Source organism: Acidovorax sp. CCYZU-2555 (genome assembly GCF_018413525.1).
GTDB lineage: Bacteria > Pseudomonadota > Gammaproteobacteria > Burkholderiales > Burkholderiaceae_C > Comamonas.
Genome location: NZ_JAHCDD010000061.1, coordinates 18659 through 36633, shown reverse-complemented (window position 1 = coordinate 36633; position 17975 = coordinate 18659). Strand labels below are relative to the sequence as shown.

The 17975-nt window shown below is 63.5% G+C and carries 16 protein-coding genes and 2 pseudogenes; 7 read left to right on the top strand and 11 right to left on the bottom strand.

Going from position 1 to position 17975, the window contains the following annotated elements:
- The 4 genes from KHY18_RS19460 to KHY18_RS19445 form a co-directional block, all read left to right on the top strand.
- On the top strand, positions 1-428 hold a 428-nt coding region (locus KHY18_RS19460), incomplete at its 5' end, for an electron transfer flavoprotein subunit alpha/FixB family protein (RefSeq protein ID WP_213303670.1).
- Between the two features lie 140 nt (positions 429-568).
- Entirely contained in the window at positions 569-1696 is a 1128-nt protein-coding gene (locus KHY18_RS19455) for an ABC transporter substrate-binding protein (protein ID WP_249729242.1), read from the top strand.
- 28 nt (positions 1697-1724) lie between these two features.
- Complete coding sequence (locus KHY18_RS19450; RefSeq protein WP_213303666.1) at positions 1725-3545, top strand: acyl-CoA dehydrogenase; 1821 nt, start codon at positions 1725-1727, stop codon at positions 3543-3545.
- Positions 3546-3585: 40 nt separating this feature from the next.
- Positions 3586-4542, top strand: coding sequence for an NAD(P)H-dependent flavin oxidoreductase (locus KHY18_RS19445; RefSeq protein ID WP_213303663.1), 957 nt, complete (start codon positions 3586-3588; stop codon positions 4540-4542).
- Here the strand turns inward: KHY18_RS19445 and KHY18_RS19440 are convergent, their stop codons facing one another.
- Positions 4543-5133, bottom strand: a complete 591-nt coding sequence (locus tag KHY18_RS19440; RefSeq protein ID WP_213303660.1) for a GbsR/MarR family transcriptional regulator — start codon at positions 5131-5133, stop codon at positions 4543-4545.
- 216 nt (positions 5134-5349) lie between these two features.
- On the opposite strand from KHY18_RS19440, the gene KHY18_RS19435 reads away from it, so the two are divergent.
- Positions 5350-6477 (top strand): acyltransferase family protein, encoded by a 1128-nt coding sequence (locus KHY18_RS19435; protein WP_213303657.1) that lies wholly within the window; start codon positions 5350-5352, stop codon positions 6475-6477.
- A gap of 82 nt (positions 6478-6559) precedes the next feature.
- Here KHY18_RS19435 and rnk read toward each other — a convergent pair whose 3' ends face one another.
- From rnk to KHY18_RS19420, 3 genes and pseudogenes are all read right to left on the bottom strand, one after another.
- Positions 6560-6973 carry a nucleoside diphosphate kinase regulator gene (gene rnk / locus KHY18_RS19430; RefSeq protein WP_213303654.1) on the bottom strand — a complete coding sequence of 138 codons (414 nt, stop codon included), beginning with the start codon at positions 6971-6973 and terminating at the stop codon, positions 6560-6562.
- A 95-nt stretch (positions 6974-7068) separates the two neighbouring features.
- A complete protein-coding gene (gene fghA / locus KHY18_RS19425; RefSeq protein ID WP_213303651.1) occupies positions 7069-7932 on the bottom strand; it encodes an S-formylglutathione hydrolase in 864 nt (287 codons plus the stop codon).
- Positions 7933-7991: 59 nt separating this feature from the next.
- Positions 7992-8099 (bottom strand): annotated as a pseudogene (locus KHY18_RS19420) (zinc-binding dehydrogenase); the annotation flags it as partial.
- A 43-nt stretch (positions 8100-8142) separates the two neighbouring features.
- On the opposite strand from KHY18_RS19420, the pseudogene KHY18_RS19415 reads away from it, so the two are divergent.
- Together KHY18_RS19415 and KHY18_RS19410 are read left to right on the top strand one after the other, a co-directional pair.
- Positions 8143-8814: pseudogene (locus KHY18_RS19415) on the top strand (GlxA family transcriptional regulator); the annotation flags it as partial.
- A gap of 159 nt (positions 8815-8973) precedes the next feature.
- Complete coding sequence (locus KHY18_RS19410) at positions 8974-11838, top strand: ankyrin repeat domain-containing protein (RefSeq protein ID WP_213303648.1); 2865 nt, start codon at positions 8974-8976, stop codon at positions 11836-11838.
- A 79-nt stretch (positions 11839-11917) separates the two neighbouring features.
- Here KHY18_RS19410 and KHY18_RS19405 read toward each other — a convergent pair whose 3' ends face one another.
- The 7 genes from KHY18_RS19405 to KHY18_RS19375 all read right to left on the bottom strand — a co-directional run bounded on the left by KHY18_RS19405 (position 11918) and on the right by KHY18_RS19375 (position 17887).
- Positions 11918-13228, bottom strand: coding sequence for a citrate synthase (locus KHY18_RS19405; protein WP_213303644.1), 1311 nt, complete (start codon positions 13226-13228; stop codon positions 11918-11920).
- Positions 13229-13252: 24 nt separating this feature from the next.
- A complete protein-coding gene (locus KHY18_RS19400) occupies positions 13253-13552 on the bottom strand; it encodes an FAD assembly factor SdhE (RefSeq protein WP_213303641.1) in 300 nt (99 codons plus the stop codon).
- Positions 13552-14253, bottom strand: a complete 702-nt coding sequence (locus KHY18_RS19395; protein ID WP_159917624.1) for a succinate dehydrogenase iron-sulfur subunit — start codon at positions 14251-14253, stop codon at positions 13552-13554. The genes KHY18_RS19400 and KHY18_RS19395 overlap by 1 nt, the downstream gene beginning before the upstream one ends.
- 29 nt (positions 14254-14282) lie before the next feature.
- The gene (gene sdhA, locus KHY18_RS19390; RefSeq protein WP_213303639.1) at positions 14283-16088 is read right to left on the bottom strand and encodes a succinate dehydrogenase flavoprotein subunit; all 1806 of its coding nucleotides are present in this window, start codon (positions 16086-16088) and stop codon (positions 14283-14285) included.
- 34 nt (positions 16089-16122) lie between these two features.
- The gene (sdhD, locus tag KHY18_RS19385; protein WP_213303637.1) at positions 16123-16488 is read right to left on the bottom strand and encodes a succinate dehydrogenase, hydrophobic membrane anchor protein; all 366 of its coding nucleotides are present in this window, start codon (positions 16486-16488) and stop codon (positions 16123-16125) included.
- A gap of 33 nt (positions 16489-16521) precedes the next feature.
- Positions 16522-16956, bottom strand: coding sequence for a succinate dehydrogenase, cytochrome b556 subunit (gene sdhC / locus KHY18_RS19380; RefSeq protein WP_213303635.1), 435 nt, complete (start codon positions 16954-16956; stop codon positions 16522-16524).
- Between the two features lie 151 nt (positions 16957-17107).
- The gene (locus KHY18_RS19375) at positions 17108-17887 is read right to left on the bottom strand and encodes a GntR family transcriptional regulator (protein ID WP_213303633.1); all 780 of its coding nucleotides are present in this window, start codon (positions 17885-17887) and stop codon (positions 17108-17110) included.
- Positions 17888-17975 lie beyond the last annotated feature (88 nt).

Here is a 17975-nt window from a genome sequence, read left to right as displayed (position 1 = left end):
CAGCAGCCGACAACGGCAAGAGCAGCTTTGTGGGCAGCGAGATCGCCAAGAACGACCGCCCCGAACTGACGGCCGCGAAGATCATCGTGTCGGGCGGCCGCGCGCTGGGCTCGGCAGAGAAGTTCAATGAAGTGATCACGCCCCTGGCCGACAAGCTGGGCGCGGCCATCGGCGCATCGCGTGCTGCCGTGGACGCGGGCTATGCCGCCAACGATCTGCAGGTCGGCCAGACCGGCAAGATCGTCGCGCCGCAGCTGTACATCGCGGCCGGCATCTCGGGTGCTATCCAGCATCTGGCCGGCATGAAGGACTCCAAGGTGATCGTCGCGATCAACAAGGACCCCGAAGCGCCGATCTTCAGCGTCGCCGACTACGGCCTCGAAGCCGATCTGTTCACGGCCGTGCCCGAGCTGGTCAAGGCGCTGTAAGCATCGCTGCAAAAAGAGGGACCTGGCCCTCTGGGCCTGTCTCTTGGGGCCTGTCGCCTGGCGCACAGGCCCCCCTCCTATAAAAAATACCGTGGCGCGCCCGGCGCGCTTGAGAGGGAGACGACCGCATGGAATCGATCATGGCACCCTGGTCCCGGGCTGCAGTTGCGCTGGCTTGTGCGCTGGCTTGTGTGGGCGTGCATGCTCAGTGGGTGGTGGGGCAGGTGGCACCGTTGTCCGGCAAGGGCGGCCCTCAGGGGCGGGCCTATGCGCAAGGCATGCGACTGCATTTCGACCAGATCAACAAGGCCGGCGGTATCCAGGGGCAGCCGGTGCAGCTGGTGGTCATGGACGATGGCGGCCACTCCGAAGAGACCGTGGCGCGCACGCGTGAACTGCTGGCCAAGTCCAATCCCGTCGTGCTTGCCGGCTACATGGGCAACAGCAACGTCGCCGGCTTGCTCAGCAGCGGCATGCTCGAAAAGGAGCGCATCAGCCTCGTGGGCTATCAGGGCAACAACGCCCAGGTGGCGCGCGCGGCGTCGATATTCAGCACCCGCGCCGGCCTGCAGGATGAAATGGCGAAGATCGCCAGCCACCTGGCCATCGTCGGCATCACCCGCCTGGCGCTGGTGGTCGAAGAGCGTGACGATCTGGAAGCCGTGACCCAACTGGTGCAGCAGGCCGTGACGCCGGCCAACGCCAAGCTGGTGGCCCAGGTGACGCTCAAGAGCGGGCGCAGCACCGCGACCCAGGCCGTGGAGCAGTTGCAGAAGACCAAGCCCGGACCGCAGGCCATTTTGCTGGTCGCTTCCAGCCCGGCAACCGCCGCGTTTGTCGAAGCCTACCGCATGGATTCGGGAACGGCGCAGATCTATGCGAACTCCGATTCGGACATCGAGCAGCTGACGACGCGCCTGCCGCCGGAATTCATGAGCGGGCTGTCGATCGCCCAGGTGGTGCCCAGCCCCTACCGGGTTTCGATGCGCCTGAACAAGGAATTCCGCGACGCGGTGAGTGCCTATCCCAAGGCGGCGGACATTCCCGTGAGCTACGCGATGATGGAAGGCTACGTCAACGCCAAGGTGGTCTCCGAAGCGCTGCGCCGCGCCCAGTCACCAAGCCGCGAAAAAGTCACTGCGAGTTTGCGCAATTTCAGTGCCCATGACCTTGGCGGTTATTGGGTGACTTTCAAGCCCGAGTCGCAGTTCGGCTCGCGCTATGTCGATCTGTCCATCGTCAGCGCCTCGGGACGCATCAGTCAGTAAGCAAGTCCGGCCATCGAAAGGAAATTCCATGAGCTACGTAGCACCTCTGCAAGACATGTTGTTCAACATGGAGCACCTGGCCGGAATCGACCAGGTCGCCCAGCTGCCGGGCTTCGAGGAAGCCGGTCTCGACACCGCGCAGGCGGTGCTCGAGGAATGCGCGAAGTTCGCGCAAGGCGTGGTTGCACCGCTCAATCGCCCGGCCGATATCGCGCCCTCGAGCTGGAAAGACGGCGTGGTCACGACCAGCGAAGGCTTCAAGCAGGCGTTTCGCCAGTACGCCGAAGGCGGCTGGCAGGGCCTGCAGCATCCGGTCGACTTTGGCGGTCAGGGCCTGCCCAAGACCATTGGCGCGGCCTGCGTCGAAATGCTCAATGCCGCGAATCTGAGTTTTGCGCTGTGCCCGCTGCTGACCGACGGCGCGATCGAAGCCCTGCTCACGGCCGGCAGCGATGAACTCAAGGCCCACTACCTCGAGAAGCTCGTGACCGGTCAATGGACAGGCACCATGAATCTGACCGAGCCCCAGGCCGGCTCCGACCTGGCGCTGGTGCGCACGCGCGCCGAGCCCCAGGCCGACAACAGCTACAAGGTCTTCGGCACCAAGATCTTCATCACCTACGGTGAGCACGACATGGCCGAGAACATCGTCCATCTGGTGCTGGCCCGCGTGCAGGGCGCGCCCGAAGGCGTCAAGGGCATCAGCCTGTTCGTCGTGCCCAAGTTCCTGGTGCAAGCCGACGGCAGCCTGGGCGCGCGCAACGATGTGCAATGCGTGTCCATAGAACACAAGCTGGGCATCAAAGCCTCGCCCACGGCCGTGCTGCAGTTCGGCGATGGCGTTGCCGGCAGCGTGGCCGACAGCGCGGGCGCGGGTGCCGTGGGCTATCTCGTGGGCGAGGAGAACCGCGGCCTCGAGTACATGTTCATCATGATGAATGCCGCGCGCTACGCAGTGGGCGTACAGGGCATCGCGATCGCCGACCGCGCCTACCAGCAGGCCGCGGCTTTTGCCAAGGAGCGCGTGCAAAGCCGCCCGGTCGACGGCAGCGTCAAGGCCAGCGCGACCATCATTCACCACCCCGACGTGCGCCGCATGCTGATGGTGATGCGCGCCTCGACCGAAGGCTGCCGCGCGATGGCGACCACGGCCGCCGCGTCCTACGACCTGGCCCACCACCACCCCGACGCCGCACAGCGCGCCCACCACGCGGCGCTCTACGAATTCATGGTGCCCCTGGTCAAGGGCTACAGCACCGAGATGGCCCAGGAAGTCACGGGCCTGGGCGTGCAGGTGCATGGCGGCATGGGTTTCATCGAGGAAACCGGCGCCGCCCAGCATTACCGCGATGCGAAGATCCTGACCATCTACGAAGGCACGACGGCCATTCAGGCCAACGACTTCGTGGGCCGCAAGACGGTGCGCGACGGCGGCCAGACGGCGCGCACGTTCGCCGCGCAGATCGAGGAAACCGAGCAGCAGCTGCAGTCCTGCGGCACGCCGGCCGCGCTGTCGGTCGCGCGCCAATTGGCGGCCGCGCGCCACGCGTTTCTTGAAGTCGTCGACTACGTGCTGGAGAACGCCAAGCAGCAGCCCAATGCCACGTACGCGGGCAGCGTGCCTTACCTGATGCTCGCCGGCAACCTGATGGCCGGCTGGCAGCTGGGCCGCGCGCTGTGGGTGGCCGAGCAGCTGTTGCCCACGGGACAGCACAACCGCTTCCTGCGCGCGAAGATCGCTACCGCCCAGTTCTATGCCGAGCATGTGCTGGTCAGGGTCACGGCGCTGCGCGACAGCGTGGTGCAGGGCGCGGACAGCGTCATGGCGCTGGGCATAGAGGATTTTTAAATCCCGCTCCAGCCCTCCATTTTCCAGACAGGAGACAAACATGTCGCAACTTCCCAAGGCACTGCAGGGCCTGTCCCTGCCGGTGATCGCTTCGCCGCTGTTCATCATCAGCAATCCGCAGATGGTGATCGCGCAATGCAAGGCCGGCATCGTCGGCTCCATGCCATCGCTCAACGCCAGGCCCGCGGCCCAGCTCGAAGACTGGCTTGCCGAAATCACCGAGACCCTGGCCGCGCATGACCGCGATCATCCGGACCAGCCGGCCGCGCCGTTCGCGATCAACCAGATCGTGCACAAGAGCAATGACCGGCTCGATCACGACATGGAAGTCTGCGCGCGCTTCAAGGTGCCGATCGTGATCACCTCGCTGGGCGCTCGCGAGGACGTCAATCAGGCGGTGCACGGCTGGGGCGGCGTGGTGCTGCACGACATCATCAACAACAAGTTCGCGCACAAGGCCGTGGAGAAGGGCGCCGACGGCCTGGTCGCCGTGGCCGCGGGCGCGGGCGGCCATGCGGGCGGCAAGAGCCCGTTCGCGCTGATCCAGGAAATTCGCCAGTGGTTCGACGGGCCTCTGGCGCTGTCGGGCGCGATCGCCTCGGGCGGGGCGGTGCTCGCGGCCCAGGCCATGGGCGCCGACTTCGGCTATATCGGTTCGGCGTTCATCGCCACCCATGAAGCGCGCGCCAGCGATGCCTACAAGCAGGCCATCGTCGACGGCAACTCGGACGATATCGTCTACAGCAACCTGTTCACCGGCGTGCACGGCAACTACCTCGCGCCGTCGATACGCGCCGCGGGCCTGGACCCGGACAACCTGCCCGAGTCGGACCCGAGCAAGATGAACTTCGGCGGTGCATCGACCAAGGCCTGGAAAGACATCTGGGGCTGCGGCCAGGGCATTGGCACGATCAATGCCGTGACCAGCGTCGCCGAACGCGTGGCGCAGCTGCGCAGCGAATACCAGGCCGCGCGCGCACGCCTGGCGCTGGGCTGATCAGGGCGCTGCCGGCGGCAGAGGGCGGGCCGCAGGGCTCTTGCCGGTCAGCCTGTCCTTGAATTCGAGCACGCGCGTCACGGCCGCGCCCATGCCCATCAGCTGCTTGGCGGTGTCGGGCGACAGGCGCTGGATTTCGTCGAACCAGGTCATCAGCTTTTCAATCAGCTCGTACATGTCGCGCATGCGCTCCTGCGCATAGCGCTCGTCATCGCTCGCCGGGTCTTCGAGCAGCGCGCCGCGCAGCATCGACTGCGTGGGCTCGATCTCACGGCGCCGGCGCTCTTCGGCGAGCAGGCGGAAGATTTCCCAGACGTCCTGGGGCGCATCGAAGTACTCGCGGCGATCGCCCGGGTGGTGACGCAGATGCACCAGCCGCCACGACTGGAGTTCCTTGAGGCCCATGCTCACATTCGAGCGCGAGAACGCCAGGGCTTCGGCGATCTGATCTGCGTTGAGCGCCACGGGCGAGAGAAACAGCAGCGCGTAGATCTGGCCCACGGTGCGGTTGATGCCCCAGCGACTGCCCATCTCGCCAAAGTGAGAAATGAATTGGCGGTTGAGTTCAGGAAGAGGATTGCTTTGCGTCATGAAGGCATTGTCCCTTTGTTGACTGGATTTTCAGTACCTACTGGAACTTCGAAATATCTGTGTAGGGTCATTGAACGCGCGTCCTGCGCCGGTCCAAGCAGCGAATGTCGGAAAAGCGCAAAATACCGGTTGCATGTTCCGGGCCTTCGCCCATTCAGCCACGCAGCCGCTGCCCCCCTTGTAGGTTGGCACCGTCTCGCGCTCCATTTTTTGTCTATGTCTTCCTCGTTACCTGCCTCGCGCAACGCGGTCATCGACTGCGCCAAGGGCCTGGCCTGCGCCGCCATTGTCTGGCACCACCTGGCTTTCTACGGTCCCATGGCGGACGTGGTGGAACCGTTGCTGCCCGCGCTGATCGAATGGCTCGATCAGGACGCACGCATGGCCGTGCAGCTGTTCCTGGTGCTCGCCGGTTACCTGGCTGCGGCCAGCCTCGCGCCCGCGGGCCTGGCGCGCCACAGCGAAGTGCTGCCGCAGATCGCGCGGCGCTTCGTGCGCCTGGTCGTGCCGCTGGCCGTGGCGCTGGTGCTCGCGGTGCTGATATCGGCCTTGGTGCGGCCCTGGTTCGACCATGCGTCGATGTCGGGCGCGCCCACCTTGTTCCAGCTGCTCGCGCATGCGCTGCTGCTGCAGGGCATCGTCGGCGAGGAGTCGCTGTCGGCCGGCGTCTGGTATGTCGCCATCGACTTCCAGCTGTTTGCGCTCACGGCGCTGTTGTTCGCCGCGGGCCGCCGCTGGTTCGGCTCCGAGGCCGGCGCATCTGCCCGGCCCACGCCGGGCCAGGTGGTGGTCGTGCTGCTCGCCGCCGCCTCGCTCTGGGGCTTCAACCGCGACGCCGATTTCGATAACTGGGCCGTCTACTTCTTTGGCGCCTATGGCCTGGGCATGATGGCATTCTGGGCCGTGCGCGCGGCGCGTCCCTGGGCCTGGAGCGCGCTGATGGCTGCATTGCTGGGCGTGGCGCTGTGGCTCGAATGGCGCACGCGCATCGCGCTCGCCGGCTCTGCCGCACTGGCCCTGGTCGCCGTGATGCGCAGCCCCAGGCTCTACAGCGTGCCGGGCCCCGCGCGGCTGCAGCAACTGGGCCAGATGTCGTATTCGGTGTTCCTGGTCCACTTTCCCGTCTGCCTGCTGGTCAATGCCGTGGTGACCTGGTTCTGGCCCGATTCGCTGGCGATCAATCTGGTGGGCCTGTGGGCCGCGTTCGCGCTGTCGCTGGCCACGGGCCGGCTGCTGTATCAACGCGTGGAGCGCCATATGCCCAGCTGGCAGGATGCACTGCGCTGGCAGGCCAGCCTGGTGGGCACGGGCATGCTGATGACGTGGATCACGGCCTGGACTTGATCTGCATCGCACGCTAGGCACACGCAGTGTGCCGAACGCTGGGGGACGAAGTCCCCGTATGCGTTTTTGCCTTGGCGCAGCTTCAGCGGTGCAGTTCGCCCGCGCTTTCAGGCTGATAGATGATGCCTGTCACGCGCACCGTCATGGTCTTGCCGCCGGGGCCGGGCCAGGCGAGTTCGTCGCCCACGGACAGCCCCAGCAGCGCGCTGCCCACGGGGGCGAAGATCGACACGCGGTCGGCGCTGCCGTCGATGTCGCGCGGATAGACCAGGGTCAGGCGAAAGTCCTGGCGCGTTTCGAGAATCTCGAACTGCACGGTCGAGTTCATGGTCACCACGTTGGGCGGCATCTGCGCCGGCTCGACCACGTCGGCACGGTCGAGTTCGGCTTCCAGATCGGCCTTGCCCGGAAACACGGACGCGGGAATGGCCGCCAGCAAGGCTTCGATGCGATCGAGATCGAGGGACGAAAGAATGATCTGCGGTTTGCGCGACATGGTGTACCTTGCTGAAGACTAACGCTCCACTGTAGATGATGCATCAATCCCGCACTGTTTCGGTGCGAATTGACAGCCCGCTGCCGGGCCGGCGTTCAACCCGTCAACTGCTGCGCGTGGTGGCGCAAATGGTCGTCAATGAAGGTCTGAATGAAGTAGTAGCCGTGGTCATAGCCTGGCTGGCGGCGCAGCGTCAGCGGCTGGCCGACCTGGGCGCAGGCGGCTTCAAAAGCTTCGGGCAACAGCTGCTTTTCCATCAGGAACTTGTCGGCCAGCCCCTGGTCGACCAGAATGCCCGCAGGGTAGGGCGCGGACTTCTGCGCGGCCATCAGCAAGCTGGCGTCATGCGCGGCCCAGCTTGACTCGTCTTCGCCCAGATAGCCGGTGAAAGCCTTGCGGCCCCAGGCGCATTGCGTGGGGTTGGCAATGGGCGCGAACGCCGAAACACTCTTGAATCGGCCCGGGTGGCGCAAGGCCAGCGTCAGCGCGCCATGGCCGCCCATCGAGTGGCCGAAGATGCCCACGCGCTGCGGGTCTATGGGCAGCTTGCGGCCCAGCAGCGGCAGCAATTCCTCGACCAGATAGCTTTCCATGCGCCAGTGCAGGCCCCAGGGCCGGGTCGTGGCGTCGAGGTAAAAGCCCGCGCCCACGCCGAAGTCCCAGCTCTGGGCTTCGCCCGGCAGGTTGGCGCCGCGCGGGCTGGTGTCGGGCGCGATCAGCGCCAGGCCCAGCTCGGCCGCCAGGCGCTGGGCACCGGCCTTGGTCATGAAGGTTTCCTCGGTGCAGGTGAGGCCCGCCAGATAGACCAGGGCCGGCACCTTCTCGCCAGCCACGGCCTTGGGGGGCAGGTAGACCGAGAACTTCATCGGCAGGCCGATCTCGTTGGAGGCGTGGCGGTAAAAACGCTGGGCACCGCCAAAGGCGGCATGGGCGCTGAGCAATTCGAGGGTGTCGGACATGCGGGTTCTCTCCAGAAAAATAAGGCCCGTGCAGTGTGCCAGCACGGGCGGGAAGCGTCTTAGTAGACCACCACGTAGCGAATGGATTCGCCGGCTTTCATCAAGTCAAAGCCCTTGTTGATGTCTTCCAGTTTCAGATGGTGGGTGATCAGATCATCGATATTGATCAAGTGCGCGGCAAACCTGCCATCCGGCTCGCGGGCTCGCGAGCTCGCGGGCTCGCGCCAGATTACCGAGACCGTCGATGCCCGGAGCGAACTCCTGGCCTGGACGGCGCGCGTGGCTGCGCGCGTGCCGCGCGTCATTGTCCTGTGTTCGGGCAGCTTCTTCCTGGCCGCTGCCGGCCTGCTCGAAGGCCGCCGCGCTGCCACCCACTGGAGCGTTGCCGCGCTGCAGCAGCAGCGCTATCCCGCAGTCGATGTCGATGCCGACGCGATCGTTGTGCGCGACGGCCACCTCTGGACCTCGGCCGGCGTCACGGCCTGCATCGATCTGGCGCTCGATGTGGCGCGCGATCTGGTGATGTACCCCAAGCGTCCGGGCGGGCAGTCGCAGTTCAGCGTGCAGTTTTCCAGCCAGGCCGTGCAGACCGGCGTCGTCAAGGCGGTGCAGGACTACGTGCTGGCAAATCTTGCCGAGCCGTTGGACCTGGAAGTGCTGGCCGCGCAGGCATGGATGAGCGAGCGCCATCTGCCTTTGTCGAGACCGGCGCGCCTCGAAGGCGCAAAGCAGCTGCTGCAGGCGCCTCGCCACCTGCCGCTCAAGACCGTCGCCGCGCGCGTGGGCCTGCGCTCGAAGCAGGCGCTGCGCCATCTGTTCGTGCGGCATATGGGCATCACGCCAGTGGTGTATCGCGAGCGCTTTGGCGGGTACAGCCGCTGAGTCTGGCCGCACTAGGCCTTGCGGCCTTTCGGACACGACAAAGTTGCTGGATGCGTCACTGGCAATCGATTGCAAAAAACTATTGTTAAAGTATAAAATTATATTTTAACTATTATGTTGTAATCAGGCATCTGCCCGGATCACGGCACTCAGCTCGCCATGCCAAAGAAAAACCCGCCAAAGAAAACCCACATCATCGCCAAACCGACGACCTGCCTGCAGATGCTGAAAGCCGCACTGGAGGGAAACCTGCACAAGGTCCTGGAATGCCGGGCCAGGCAGATAGACATTGGGGCCAAGGACCTCGCAGACTATTGGCACCATTTGATGGACGCGATCACGGCCAAGAACACCAGCGATCTCCACAAGGTGCGGGTAATGAAAGCCTTTGGCGCTACGGGAATGGACGTGAGCGCCGCGGATAAGTCCGGCTCAAGCCCGCTGGCGCTCGCGCTGACCAACGCACCCGTGGCCATCGCGCAGGCCTTGGTCGATGCCGCTGAAAACATGGATGTCAATGTCTGGCATGGGAAGTGCACCATGCTGATGCTCGCGGTGAAACGCGGCAGCCCGCACCTGCTGCAGGCCCTGCTGGCAAGAAATCCGGACACCGAACTTGCCGACGACCACGGCAATACGGCACTGATGCATGCCGCACAGGAAAACTGGGTGCAGGGCACGGAAATGCTGCTGAACGCCGGTGCCGACCTGAGCCACAGGAGCAAGCATCAACAGACGGCTTTTACCGTGGCGTTACTTAAGCACTCCCACGAAGTGATGCTGAAACTGTTCGATGTCATGAGTCCGGAGATGCGGGACGCGCAGAAATTACCCGCGCCGGCATTGCACCACCTGATGAACTACGCGGTCGCGCACGGACGGCCGGACGTGGTAACGGTACTGCGGACCATGGCAGAGCCCAAGCTGCCGGACGCGCAACAGTCTCTGTATCTGGAAACGCTGCTTGGGGCAATCATCAATGGAGACTCGTACTCCGCCCAGCAACTGCAAATGGTGAAGGCCTGCTGCGCAACGGGAATGAATCTGGATGTATCCGTGCGGAAGATGAACCCACTTATCAGTGCCATTCTCATTGCGCCAGTGGACGTGGTGCGGGCTTTGCTGGACGCAAAAGCCGAGCCCAATCCGCTGCTGGAAGGCAGCCCCGGCGCGCTGCAGGCCGCCATCTGGCGCAAATGTCCGGACCTCGTGCGGTGCTTGATTGCCGCAGGGGCCAACGTCGATGGGCAGGGCGGGGAGTCAAAGGAGGTCCCGTTGTACGCCGTGTTTCAACCGGAACGGGCGGACCACGAGTGCATGGTGGAAATATTGCAGATATTGCTGGAGGCCAACGTCAATATCGAGATCGCGGACGATTTGGGCATTACCCCGTTGATGAGCGCCGCGTCTAGCGGTAGCCCCAAGCTGCTGCAATGCTTGCTGGAACGAACGCCGCAGATCGATCTCACTGACAATGACGAATCTACCGCGTTGATGTTTGCCGTTGAAAAGAACGACCTGCAGAGCGTGGAGCTGTTGCTGGAGGCCGGCGCAAACCCCTTTCATCAGAACCGGCACCAGCTCAGCGTCGCGGACATGGCGCTGTCGCGCGGCGGCGCAATGGTCGAGAAGATTGCCAGTGCACAGTTGCTGCATGCGGCGCGGCAGGGCAATTCAGCGCAAGTCGTGGAGTTGCGCGCCAAGGGCGTGCTGGTTCCTGGCGACCAGCAGCAGCTGTATTTGAAACTGTTGCTGGACGCGATATGCAAGGAAAGCGTGGATACCGATCAACAAATCGCGCTGGTGAAGGCGCTTGCTGCCACCGGAATGGATTTGGATGCTCTCGACAGCAAGGGAGTGAGCCCGCTGCAGCATGCCGCGCAACATGCCCCCGTGGCCGTGGTACGGACCCTGCTCGAAGCCCATGCCAGCCCCAATTTGGAGTTGTTGGTGGACGCAATCTACGAGGAAAGCGTGGATGGCAATCAACAAATCGCGCTGGTGAAGGCGTTTGCCGCCACCGGAATGGATCTGGATGCGCTCGACAGCGACGCAATGAGTCCGCTGGTGCATGCCGTGCAACATGCCCCCATGGGCGTGGTACAGGCCCTGCTCGAAGCCAATGCCAACCCCAATTTGGGACTGGGGATGCACGCTATCGGCCCGCTGGAGTATGCGGCTGGGCTGGGACGCCAGCACGTGGTGAGCGCCTTGATACAGCACGGAGCACAGGTCGATGCCAAGAGCCATCTGGGCTCGAACGCATTGCTGGCTGCGGTTTATCTGGGTCCCGCGCAGGCATTGGATAAAGCGCTCAACGGGTTCTATGCCACCGCTTCAGCGGCTGGGGACGGGTGGCATATGCTGGAAGCCAAGTTCCTGGCCGTGGTGCAAGAGTTGCTGGACGCCCATGCCGATGTCGATGTGGTGATGCACAACGGCGCGAGCGCGCTCTTCCTCGCGGTCGACAAGCAATACGACAGCGTGGTGCATGCCTTGCTGGCCAGGGGGGCCAATGTCGATCTGCAGACCAAGATGGGCCACACGGCGTTGATGGCCGCGGTCTGGCAAAACCGAGCGGACCTGGCGCAGGCCATCCTCGCCCGGGAAGCGGACATCGATGCGGCGGACGGCAATGGCAATACGGCGCTGATGCATGCGGTGATGGGGGGATGGGCGCCGGGCGTGGCGCTCTTGCTCGAGGCCGGCGCGGACCCGGAACGGGAGAACCATTGGCATATGAACGCCAGCGATCTGGTGTACTCGGCTCGGGGTTCGGGGGCGAACAAGATGAAGATGCAGTGGGCCATCGTCAACAGCACCCAGGCCCGGTCTGGCGGTGACCCGGATGGCGATAGGGGTCCGCAGCCACCGGGCCATGGGGCACAAAGTACGCATTGGCCGCCACACGACTGCGATGAACCGGGATTTGTTTCAGACCCGCCGAGCTGCACCGAGGCAGCGCAGGAGCCGTGCGCGCACGCTGGCGCAGTGGAAATCGTGGGCGTGCTCGAGAGCCCTTGAGTCGCCAGCCGACGCAAAAAAGCCCGCAGGGCCGGAGCATCTGCGGGCTTGTCGTCCAGCGGCCCAGGCCGCCGGGGTCTTAACGCTGGCCGATAGGCTTGACGGTGCGGTGCTGCGAGCCGGTGAACAGCTGGCGGGGACGGCCGATCTTGTACTCGGGGTCGGCCATTTGTTCGTTCAGCTGGGCGATCCAGCCGACGGTACGGGCCAGGGCAAACACGCCCGTGAAGATGTTCACGGGAATGCCCATGGCGCGCTGCACGATGCCGGAGTAGAAGTCGACGTTCGGGTAGAGCTTGCGCTGCACGAAGTAGTCGTCTTCCAGGGCGATCTTCTCGACGGCCTTGGCCAGTGCGAACAGCGGATCGTTTTCCAGGCCCAGTTCGGCCAGCACTTCATTGCAGGTTTCCTGCATCAGCGTGGCGCGGGGGTCGTAGTTCTTGTAGACGCGGTGGCCAAAGCCCATCAGCTTCACGCCCGACGACTTGTCCTTGACCTGTTCCATGAACTCGCCGACCTTGGCGATGCCGCCGTTGGCCTGGATCTGTTCGAGCATGTTCAGGCAGGCTTCGTTGGCGCCGCCGTGGGCAGGGCCCCACAGGCATGCCACGCCGGCCGAGATGGCGGCAAACGGGTTGGTGCCCGACGAACCGCACAGGCGCACGGTCGAAGTCGAAGCGTTCTGCTCGTGGTCCGCGTGCAGGATGAAGATGCGGTCCAGAGCGCGCTCGAGCACGGGGTTGACCACATACTCTTCGCAGGGGTTGCCAAACATCATGCGCAAGAAGTTGCCGGAGTACGACAGGTCATTCTTGGGGTACATGTAGGGCTGGCCCGTGCCGTACTTGTATGCCATGGACACCAGGGTAGGCATCTTGGCGATCAGGCGGATGGCAGCGATTTCGCGGTGCTCGGGATTGTTGATGTCCGTGCTGTCGTGGTAGAACGCCGACATTCCACCGACCAGGCCCGTCAGGACGGCCATGGGATGGGCGTCGCGGCGGAAGCCACGCAGGAAGAATTGCATCTGCTCGTTGACCATGGTGTGCTTGGTCACGCGCTCGACGAAATCGGCCTTTTCGGTTTCGTTGGGCAGTTCACCGTACAGCAGCAGGTAACAGGTTTCGAGGTAGTCGCAGTTCTTCGCGAGTTGCTCGATGGGGTAGCCGCGGTACAGCAGCTCGCCCTTGTCGCCGTCGATGTAGGTGATTGCCGACTGGCAGGCTGCCGTCGAGAGGAAGCCGGGGTCATACGTGAACATGCCGGTCTGGCCGTACAACTTGCGAATATCAATCACGTCCGGGCCAATGTTGCCCTGGTACACGGGCAATTCAACGCTGGGGCTGCCATTCGTGAACGACAGTGTTGCTTTGTTATCGGCGAGTTTCATTTCCAACTTCCTTCTCTAGTTTGCCTAGCCTACATGTGAAAGTGATCCGGGCTGGCGCTTGCGCACCAGTTCCAGCACTTCTTTGATTTCTTCTGTGTCGAGTTCGCCTTCGGGTTCCTTGCGTGCAAGGAATAGATCCAGAAGGTCGTTGTCTGCCAAGTCCATCAGGGCAGACAGGCCAGCTGCGTGTCTCCGCGTCAGCTGGTCTCCGTAGGTGGCGAAGAACTGCCCAATGAAGATGTCGTTCTCGACCAGGCCCCGGCGGCTGCGCCACTGAAGCAGGTTGCGTTCGCGTTCATCGAGCAGAGTGTTCGTCATGTTCATCAGATGGCGCGACGCACCATCAGTTCCTTGATCTTGCCAATCGCCTTCGTGGGGTTCAGGTGCTTGGGGCACACGTCCACGCAGTTCATGATGGTATGGCAGCGGAACAGGCGGTAAGGATCTTCCAGGTTGTCCAGACGCGCGCCCGTGGCTTCGTCGCGGCTGTCGGCGATGAAGCGGTAGGCTTGCAGCAGACCTGCGGGGCCCACGAACTTGTCGGGGTTCCACCAGAACGAGGGGCAGCTGGTCGAGCAGCTCGCGCACAGAATGCACTCGTACAGGCCGTTGAGCTCTTCACGCTCTTCGGGCGACTGCAGACGCTCCTTCTCGGGCGTGATGGTCTCGGTGATCAGGTACGGCTTGATCGAGTGGTACTGCTTGAAGAACTGCGTCATGTCCACGATCAGATCGCGGATGACCGGCAGGCCGGGCAGGGGCTTCAGAACGATGGTACCGGGCAAGGTGTTCATGTTGGTCAGGCAGGCCAGACCGTTCTTGCCGTTGATGTTCATCGCATCCGAGCCGCAGACGCCTTCGCGGCACGAGCGGCGGAACGAGATCGAAGGATCCTGTTCCTTGAGTTTGACCAGGGCGTCGAGCAGCATGCGCTCGTGGCCGTCGAGTTCGACTTCCACGGTTTGCATGTAGGGCTTGGCGTCCTTGTCCGGATCGTAGCGGTAGATTTGGAATTTGCGCTTCATGATTTTTTTCTCGTCGGGCTGCGGGGCGATCAGAACGTGCGGACCTTGGGAGGCACGCTGTCCACCGTCAGGGGCTTGAGGTTCACGGGCTTGTAGCTGAGCGAGTTGCCAGCGCTGTGCCACAAGGTGTGCTTGAGCCATTCCTTGTCGTTGCGACCCAGCGGGAATTCAGCGTGGTCGGCGTCGTGTTCGTAGTCGTACACGGTGTGGGCGCCACGGCACTCGGTGCGTGCGGCGGCCGAAGTCATCGTGGCCTGAGCGACCTCGATCAGGTTGTCGACTTCCAGCGCTTCCATGCGCGCCGTGTTCCAGACCATGGACTTGTCCTTGAGGGTCACGGCAGCCACGGTGTCGCGGATGGCGTTGATCTTCACGACGCCTTCGTCCATGCTCTTTTGCGTGCGGAACACGCCAGCGTGCTGTTGCATGGTGGTGCGGATGTTGCCGGCGACGTCCTGGGCATAGGTGCCTGCGGTCGATTCCTGCAGCTGGTTGAGGCGCGCCAGGGTGCGGTCGGCGCCGTCAGCGGGCATGGGCTGGTGCTCGACACCGTTGCGCACGAAGTCGACGATGTGGCGGCCGGCGGCCTTGCCGAAGACCAGCAGGTCGAGCAGCGAGTTGGTGCCCAGGCGGTTGGCGCCGTGCACCGACACGCAGGAGCATTCGCCCACGGCGTACAGACCATTGACGACCTGGTTGGCCTGGCCATCATGCACCACGACCTGGCCGTTGATGTTGGTGGGAATGCCGCCCATTTGGTAATGGATGGTCGGCACCACGGGAATGTCTTCCTTGGTGATGTCGACGTTGGCGAAGTTGACGCCGATTTCGTAGACCGAAGGCAGGCGCTTGTGGATGGTGTCCGCACCCAGGTGGCTCAGCTTGAGCATCACGTAGTCCTTGTTCGGACCACAGCCACGGCCTTCCTTGATTTCCTGGTCCATCGAACGCGACACGAAGTCACGTGGGGCCAGATCCTTCAAGGTGGGCGCATAGCGCTCCATGAAGCGTTCGCCTTCGCTGTTCAGCAGAATGGCGCCTTCGCCGCGGCAGCCTTCGGTCAGCAGCACGCCAGCGCCGGCCACGCCGGTGGGGTGGAATTGCCAGAATTCCATGTCCTGCAGCGGAATGCCGGCACGTGCCGCCATGCCCAGGCCGTCGCCGGTGTTGATGAAGGCGTTGGTCGATGCCGCGAAGATGCGGCCTGCGCCGCCCGTTGCCAGCAGCACGGCCTTGGCCTGCAGCTCGTACAGGTCGCCGGTCTCGAGTTCGAGCGCGGTGACACCGACGACATCGCCGGCTTCATTGCGGATCAGATCCAGTGCCATCCACTCGACGAAGAAGTTGGTCTTCGCCTTGACGTTCTGCTGGTACAGCGTGTGCAGCATGGCGTGACCGGTACGGTCGGCCGCGGCGCAGGCGCGTTGCACGGGCTTTTCGCCGTAGTTGGCGGTGTGGCCGCCGAACGGACGCTGATAGATCGTGCCATCGGGGTTGCGGTCGAACGGCATGCCGAAGTGTTCGAGCTCGTAGACCACCTTGGGGGCTTCACGGCACATGAACTCGATCGCATCCTGGTCGCCGAGCCAGTCGGAGCCCTTGATGGTGTCGTAGAAGTGATAGTGCCAGTTGTCTTCGGACATGTTGCCCAGCGACGCCGACACGCCACCCTGGGCGGCCACGGTGTGCGAACGCGTGGGGAACACTTTGGACAGCGAGGCCACATTCAGGCCGGCGCGCGACAGTTCCAGCGCGGCACGCATGCCCGAGCCGCCAGCGCCGACGATAACGACGTCAAACTTGCGCTTGGTGATTTTTGCTTTGGTATAGCTCATTCTTAACCTTCAATCGTGGAGATCGTTTGCCCGCTTACATGCGCCACAGCACCTGGAAAGCCCAGGCGGTGCAGGCGAACAGCCAGGCCAGCGTCAGGACTTGCAGCACCAGGCGCAAGAGCACGGCGGGGACATAGTCCATCCAGACGTTGCGCATGCCTACCCAGACGTGCCAGGCCAGCGCGATGACCGTGGCGAAGGTCAGGCCCTTCATCCACTGGGCGGCAAAGATACCGGCCCACAGGTCGTAACCGAGGGCACCCCTGGAGAAAATCACCTGCGCCAGCAGCGCGATGGTGAACAGGGTCATGATGACCGCGGTGCCGCGCTGGACGAGCCAGTCGCGCAGACCGTAGTGGGCACCGACAACGGTGCGCTTGGAGCCGTAATTCACGGACATGGTTATTCCTTCTTGTTCAGTGTGCGGGGCGGATCAGTACAGGCCGAACAGCTTGGCGCCCAGCACCAGGGTGAGGGCTACGCTGATCACCAGCACGGTGACGGCGGACTTGCGACCGAATTCCTTGTTCACCGACGAATGGCTCAGGTCCATCCACAGGTGGCGCAGGCCGGCGATGAAGTGGTGCAGGTAGGCCCAGATCAGCGCCAGCACCATCAGCTTGAAGAACCAGCCGGGAACAAAGCCAGCGCCCGCGCGGAACACCGCGGTGAAAGCGTCGTAGGAGATTTCCGAGGTCAGCGAGCGGTCCAGCATCCAGACGATGAACGGCAGCAGCACGAACATGATGATGCCGCTGATGCGGTGCAAGATCGACACCACGGCCGCCGCTGGCATGCGGTAGGTGGGGACGTCCTTGAGTAGGTTGATGTTGCGGAACTCTGGCCGCTTTTTGGCTAACTCTGTCATGTCATGCGCTTTCGTGGGTGGTAACTGCTTCGTAATCGGGCAAGGCGATCGCCGCAAAATTCTATTGCAATGCAGCAGCAAAGGCCCGCTTGCTGCTGCGTATTTCTCCAATTGCGTTGGTTTGCTGCCGCTTGCCTCATGAATTACCGAATTAATTCAAGGCATTGCGGTAGTGGTGGGTATCAGTGCGGTAGAGCCCGCGCCGTAACTCCATCGGAACATCGTTGTAAGTGTAGGCTACACGCTCGACGCTGAGCAATGGTGTAGAAGTACTTACATGGAGCAGTTCTGCCTGCTCGGCGTCGGGCAGAACGGCACGAATCTTCTCGTCGGCGCGCACCATGCGCACGCCGTATTCGAGTTCGAACATCGCGTAGGTTGGCCCCTGATAGGCGCTGATCTGCTCGGCTGTCAGGCCTTTGAACGCCTGGCCGGGCAGCCAGATATCTTCAAGAATGGTCGGCGTGCCGACAAAGGCGAGCACGCGGCGCACCTGCATCACGGCGTCGCCGCTGCGCAGCGCGAGCAGGCGGGCGATCTCGGCGGGCGCGCGCACGCGCTTGCAGTCGATGATCTGGCGCTGGGCGCGGCCTTCCTCGCGCTGGTCGCCGGTGTCGGGCTGCAGTTTGAGAAAGCGGTATTGCACCTGCTGGGCGGCGTGGGTGGCCACAAACGTGCCCTTGCCCTGGCGGCGCATCACGAGGTTTTCGGCGGCGAGCTCGTCAATCGCCTTGCGCACGGTGCCCTGGCTCACGCGAAAGCGCGCGGCCAGCTCCATTTCGCTGGGAATCAGCTCGCCGGGGCGCCATTCTCCGGCCTCCAGGCTCTGCAGGATCAGCCCCTTGATCTGCTGATAGAGGGGGCTGAAAGCCGGGCCCGGCGCGGGTGGCGCCACGGGCGTGTCAGAGGTGGTGGTCGAAGAGGAAGACATGTTGTTTTGTGGAATGGTGGGCGCCCGGCGACGCGTCGTGGCGCACATTGCACAGCGGGCCTATCATATCTTATATAAGACATAAGAC

Bases quoted from the DNA above. Each gene is read 5' to 3' on its own strand.
- KHY18_RS19455 (WP_249729242.1), top strand. From the start codon at position 569: ATGGCACCCTGGTCCCGGGCTGCAGTTGCGCTGGCTTGTGCGCTGGCT.
- KHY18_RS19450 (WP_213303666.1), top strand. From the start codon at position 1,725: ATGAGCTACGTAGCACCTCTGCAAGACATGTTGTTCAACATGGAGCAC.
- KHY18_RS19445 (WP_213303663.1), top strand. From the start codon at position 3,586: ATGTCGCAACTTCCCAAGGCACTGCAGGGCCTGTCCCTGCCGGTGATC.
- KHY18_RS19440 (WP_213303660.1), bottom strand. From the start codon at position 5,133: ATGACGCAAAGCAATCCTCTTCCTGAACTCAACCGCCAATTCATTTCT.
- KHY18_RS19435 (WP_213303657.1), top strand. From the start codon at position 5,350: ATGTCTTCCTCGTTACCTGCCTCGCGCAACGCGGTCATCGACTGCGCC.
- rnk (WP_213303654.1), bottom strand. From the start codon at position 6,973: ATGTCGCGCAAACCGCAGATCATTCTTTCGTCCCTCGATCTCGATCGC.
- fghA (WP_213303651.1), bottom strand. From the start codon at position 7,932: ATGTCCGACACCCTCGAATTGCTCAGCGCCCATGCCGCCTTTGGCGGT.
- KHY18_RS19410 (WP_213303648.1), top strand. From the start codon at position 8,974: ATGCCAAAGAAAAACCCGCCAAAGAAAACCCACATCATCGCCAAACCG.
- KHY18_RS19405 (WP_213303644.1), bottom strand. From the start codon at position 13,228: ATGAAACTCGCCGATAACAAAGCAACACTGTCGTTCACGAATGGCAGC.
- KHY18_RS19400 (WP_213303641.1), bottom strand. From the start codon at position 13,552: ATGAACATGACGAACACTCTGCTCGATGAACGCGAACGCAACCTGCTT.
- KHY18_RS19395 (WP_159917624.1), bottom strand. From the start codon at position 14,253: ATGAAGCGCAAATTCCAAATCTACCGCTACGATCCGGACAAGGACGCC.
- sdhA (WP_213303639.1), bottom strand. From the start codon at position 16,088: ATGAGCTATACCAAAGCAAAAATCACCAAGCGCAAGTTTGACGTCGTT.
- sdhD (WP_213303637.1), bottom strand. From the start codon at position 16,488: ATGTCCGTGAATTACGGCTCCAAGCGCACCGTTGTCGGTGCCCACTAC.
- sdhC (WP_213303635.1), bottom strand. From the start codon at position 16,956: ATGACAGAGTTAGCCAAAAAGCGGCCAGAGTTCCGCAACATCAACCTA.
- KHY18_RS19375 (WP_213303633.1), bottom strand. From the start codon at position 17,887: ATGTCTTCCTCTTCGACCACCACCTCTGACACGCCCGTGGCGCCACCC.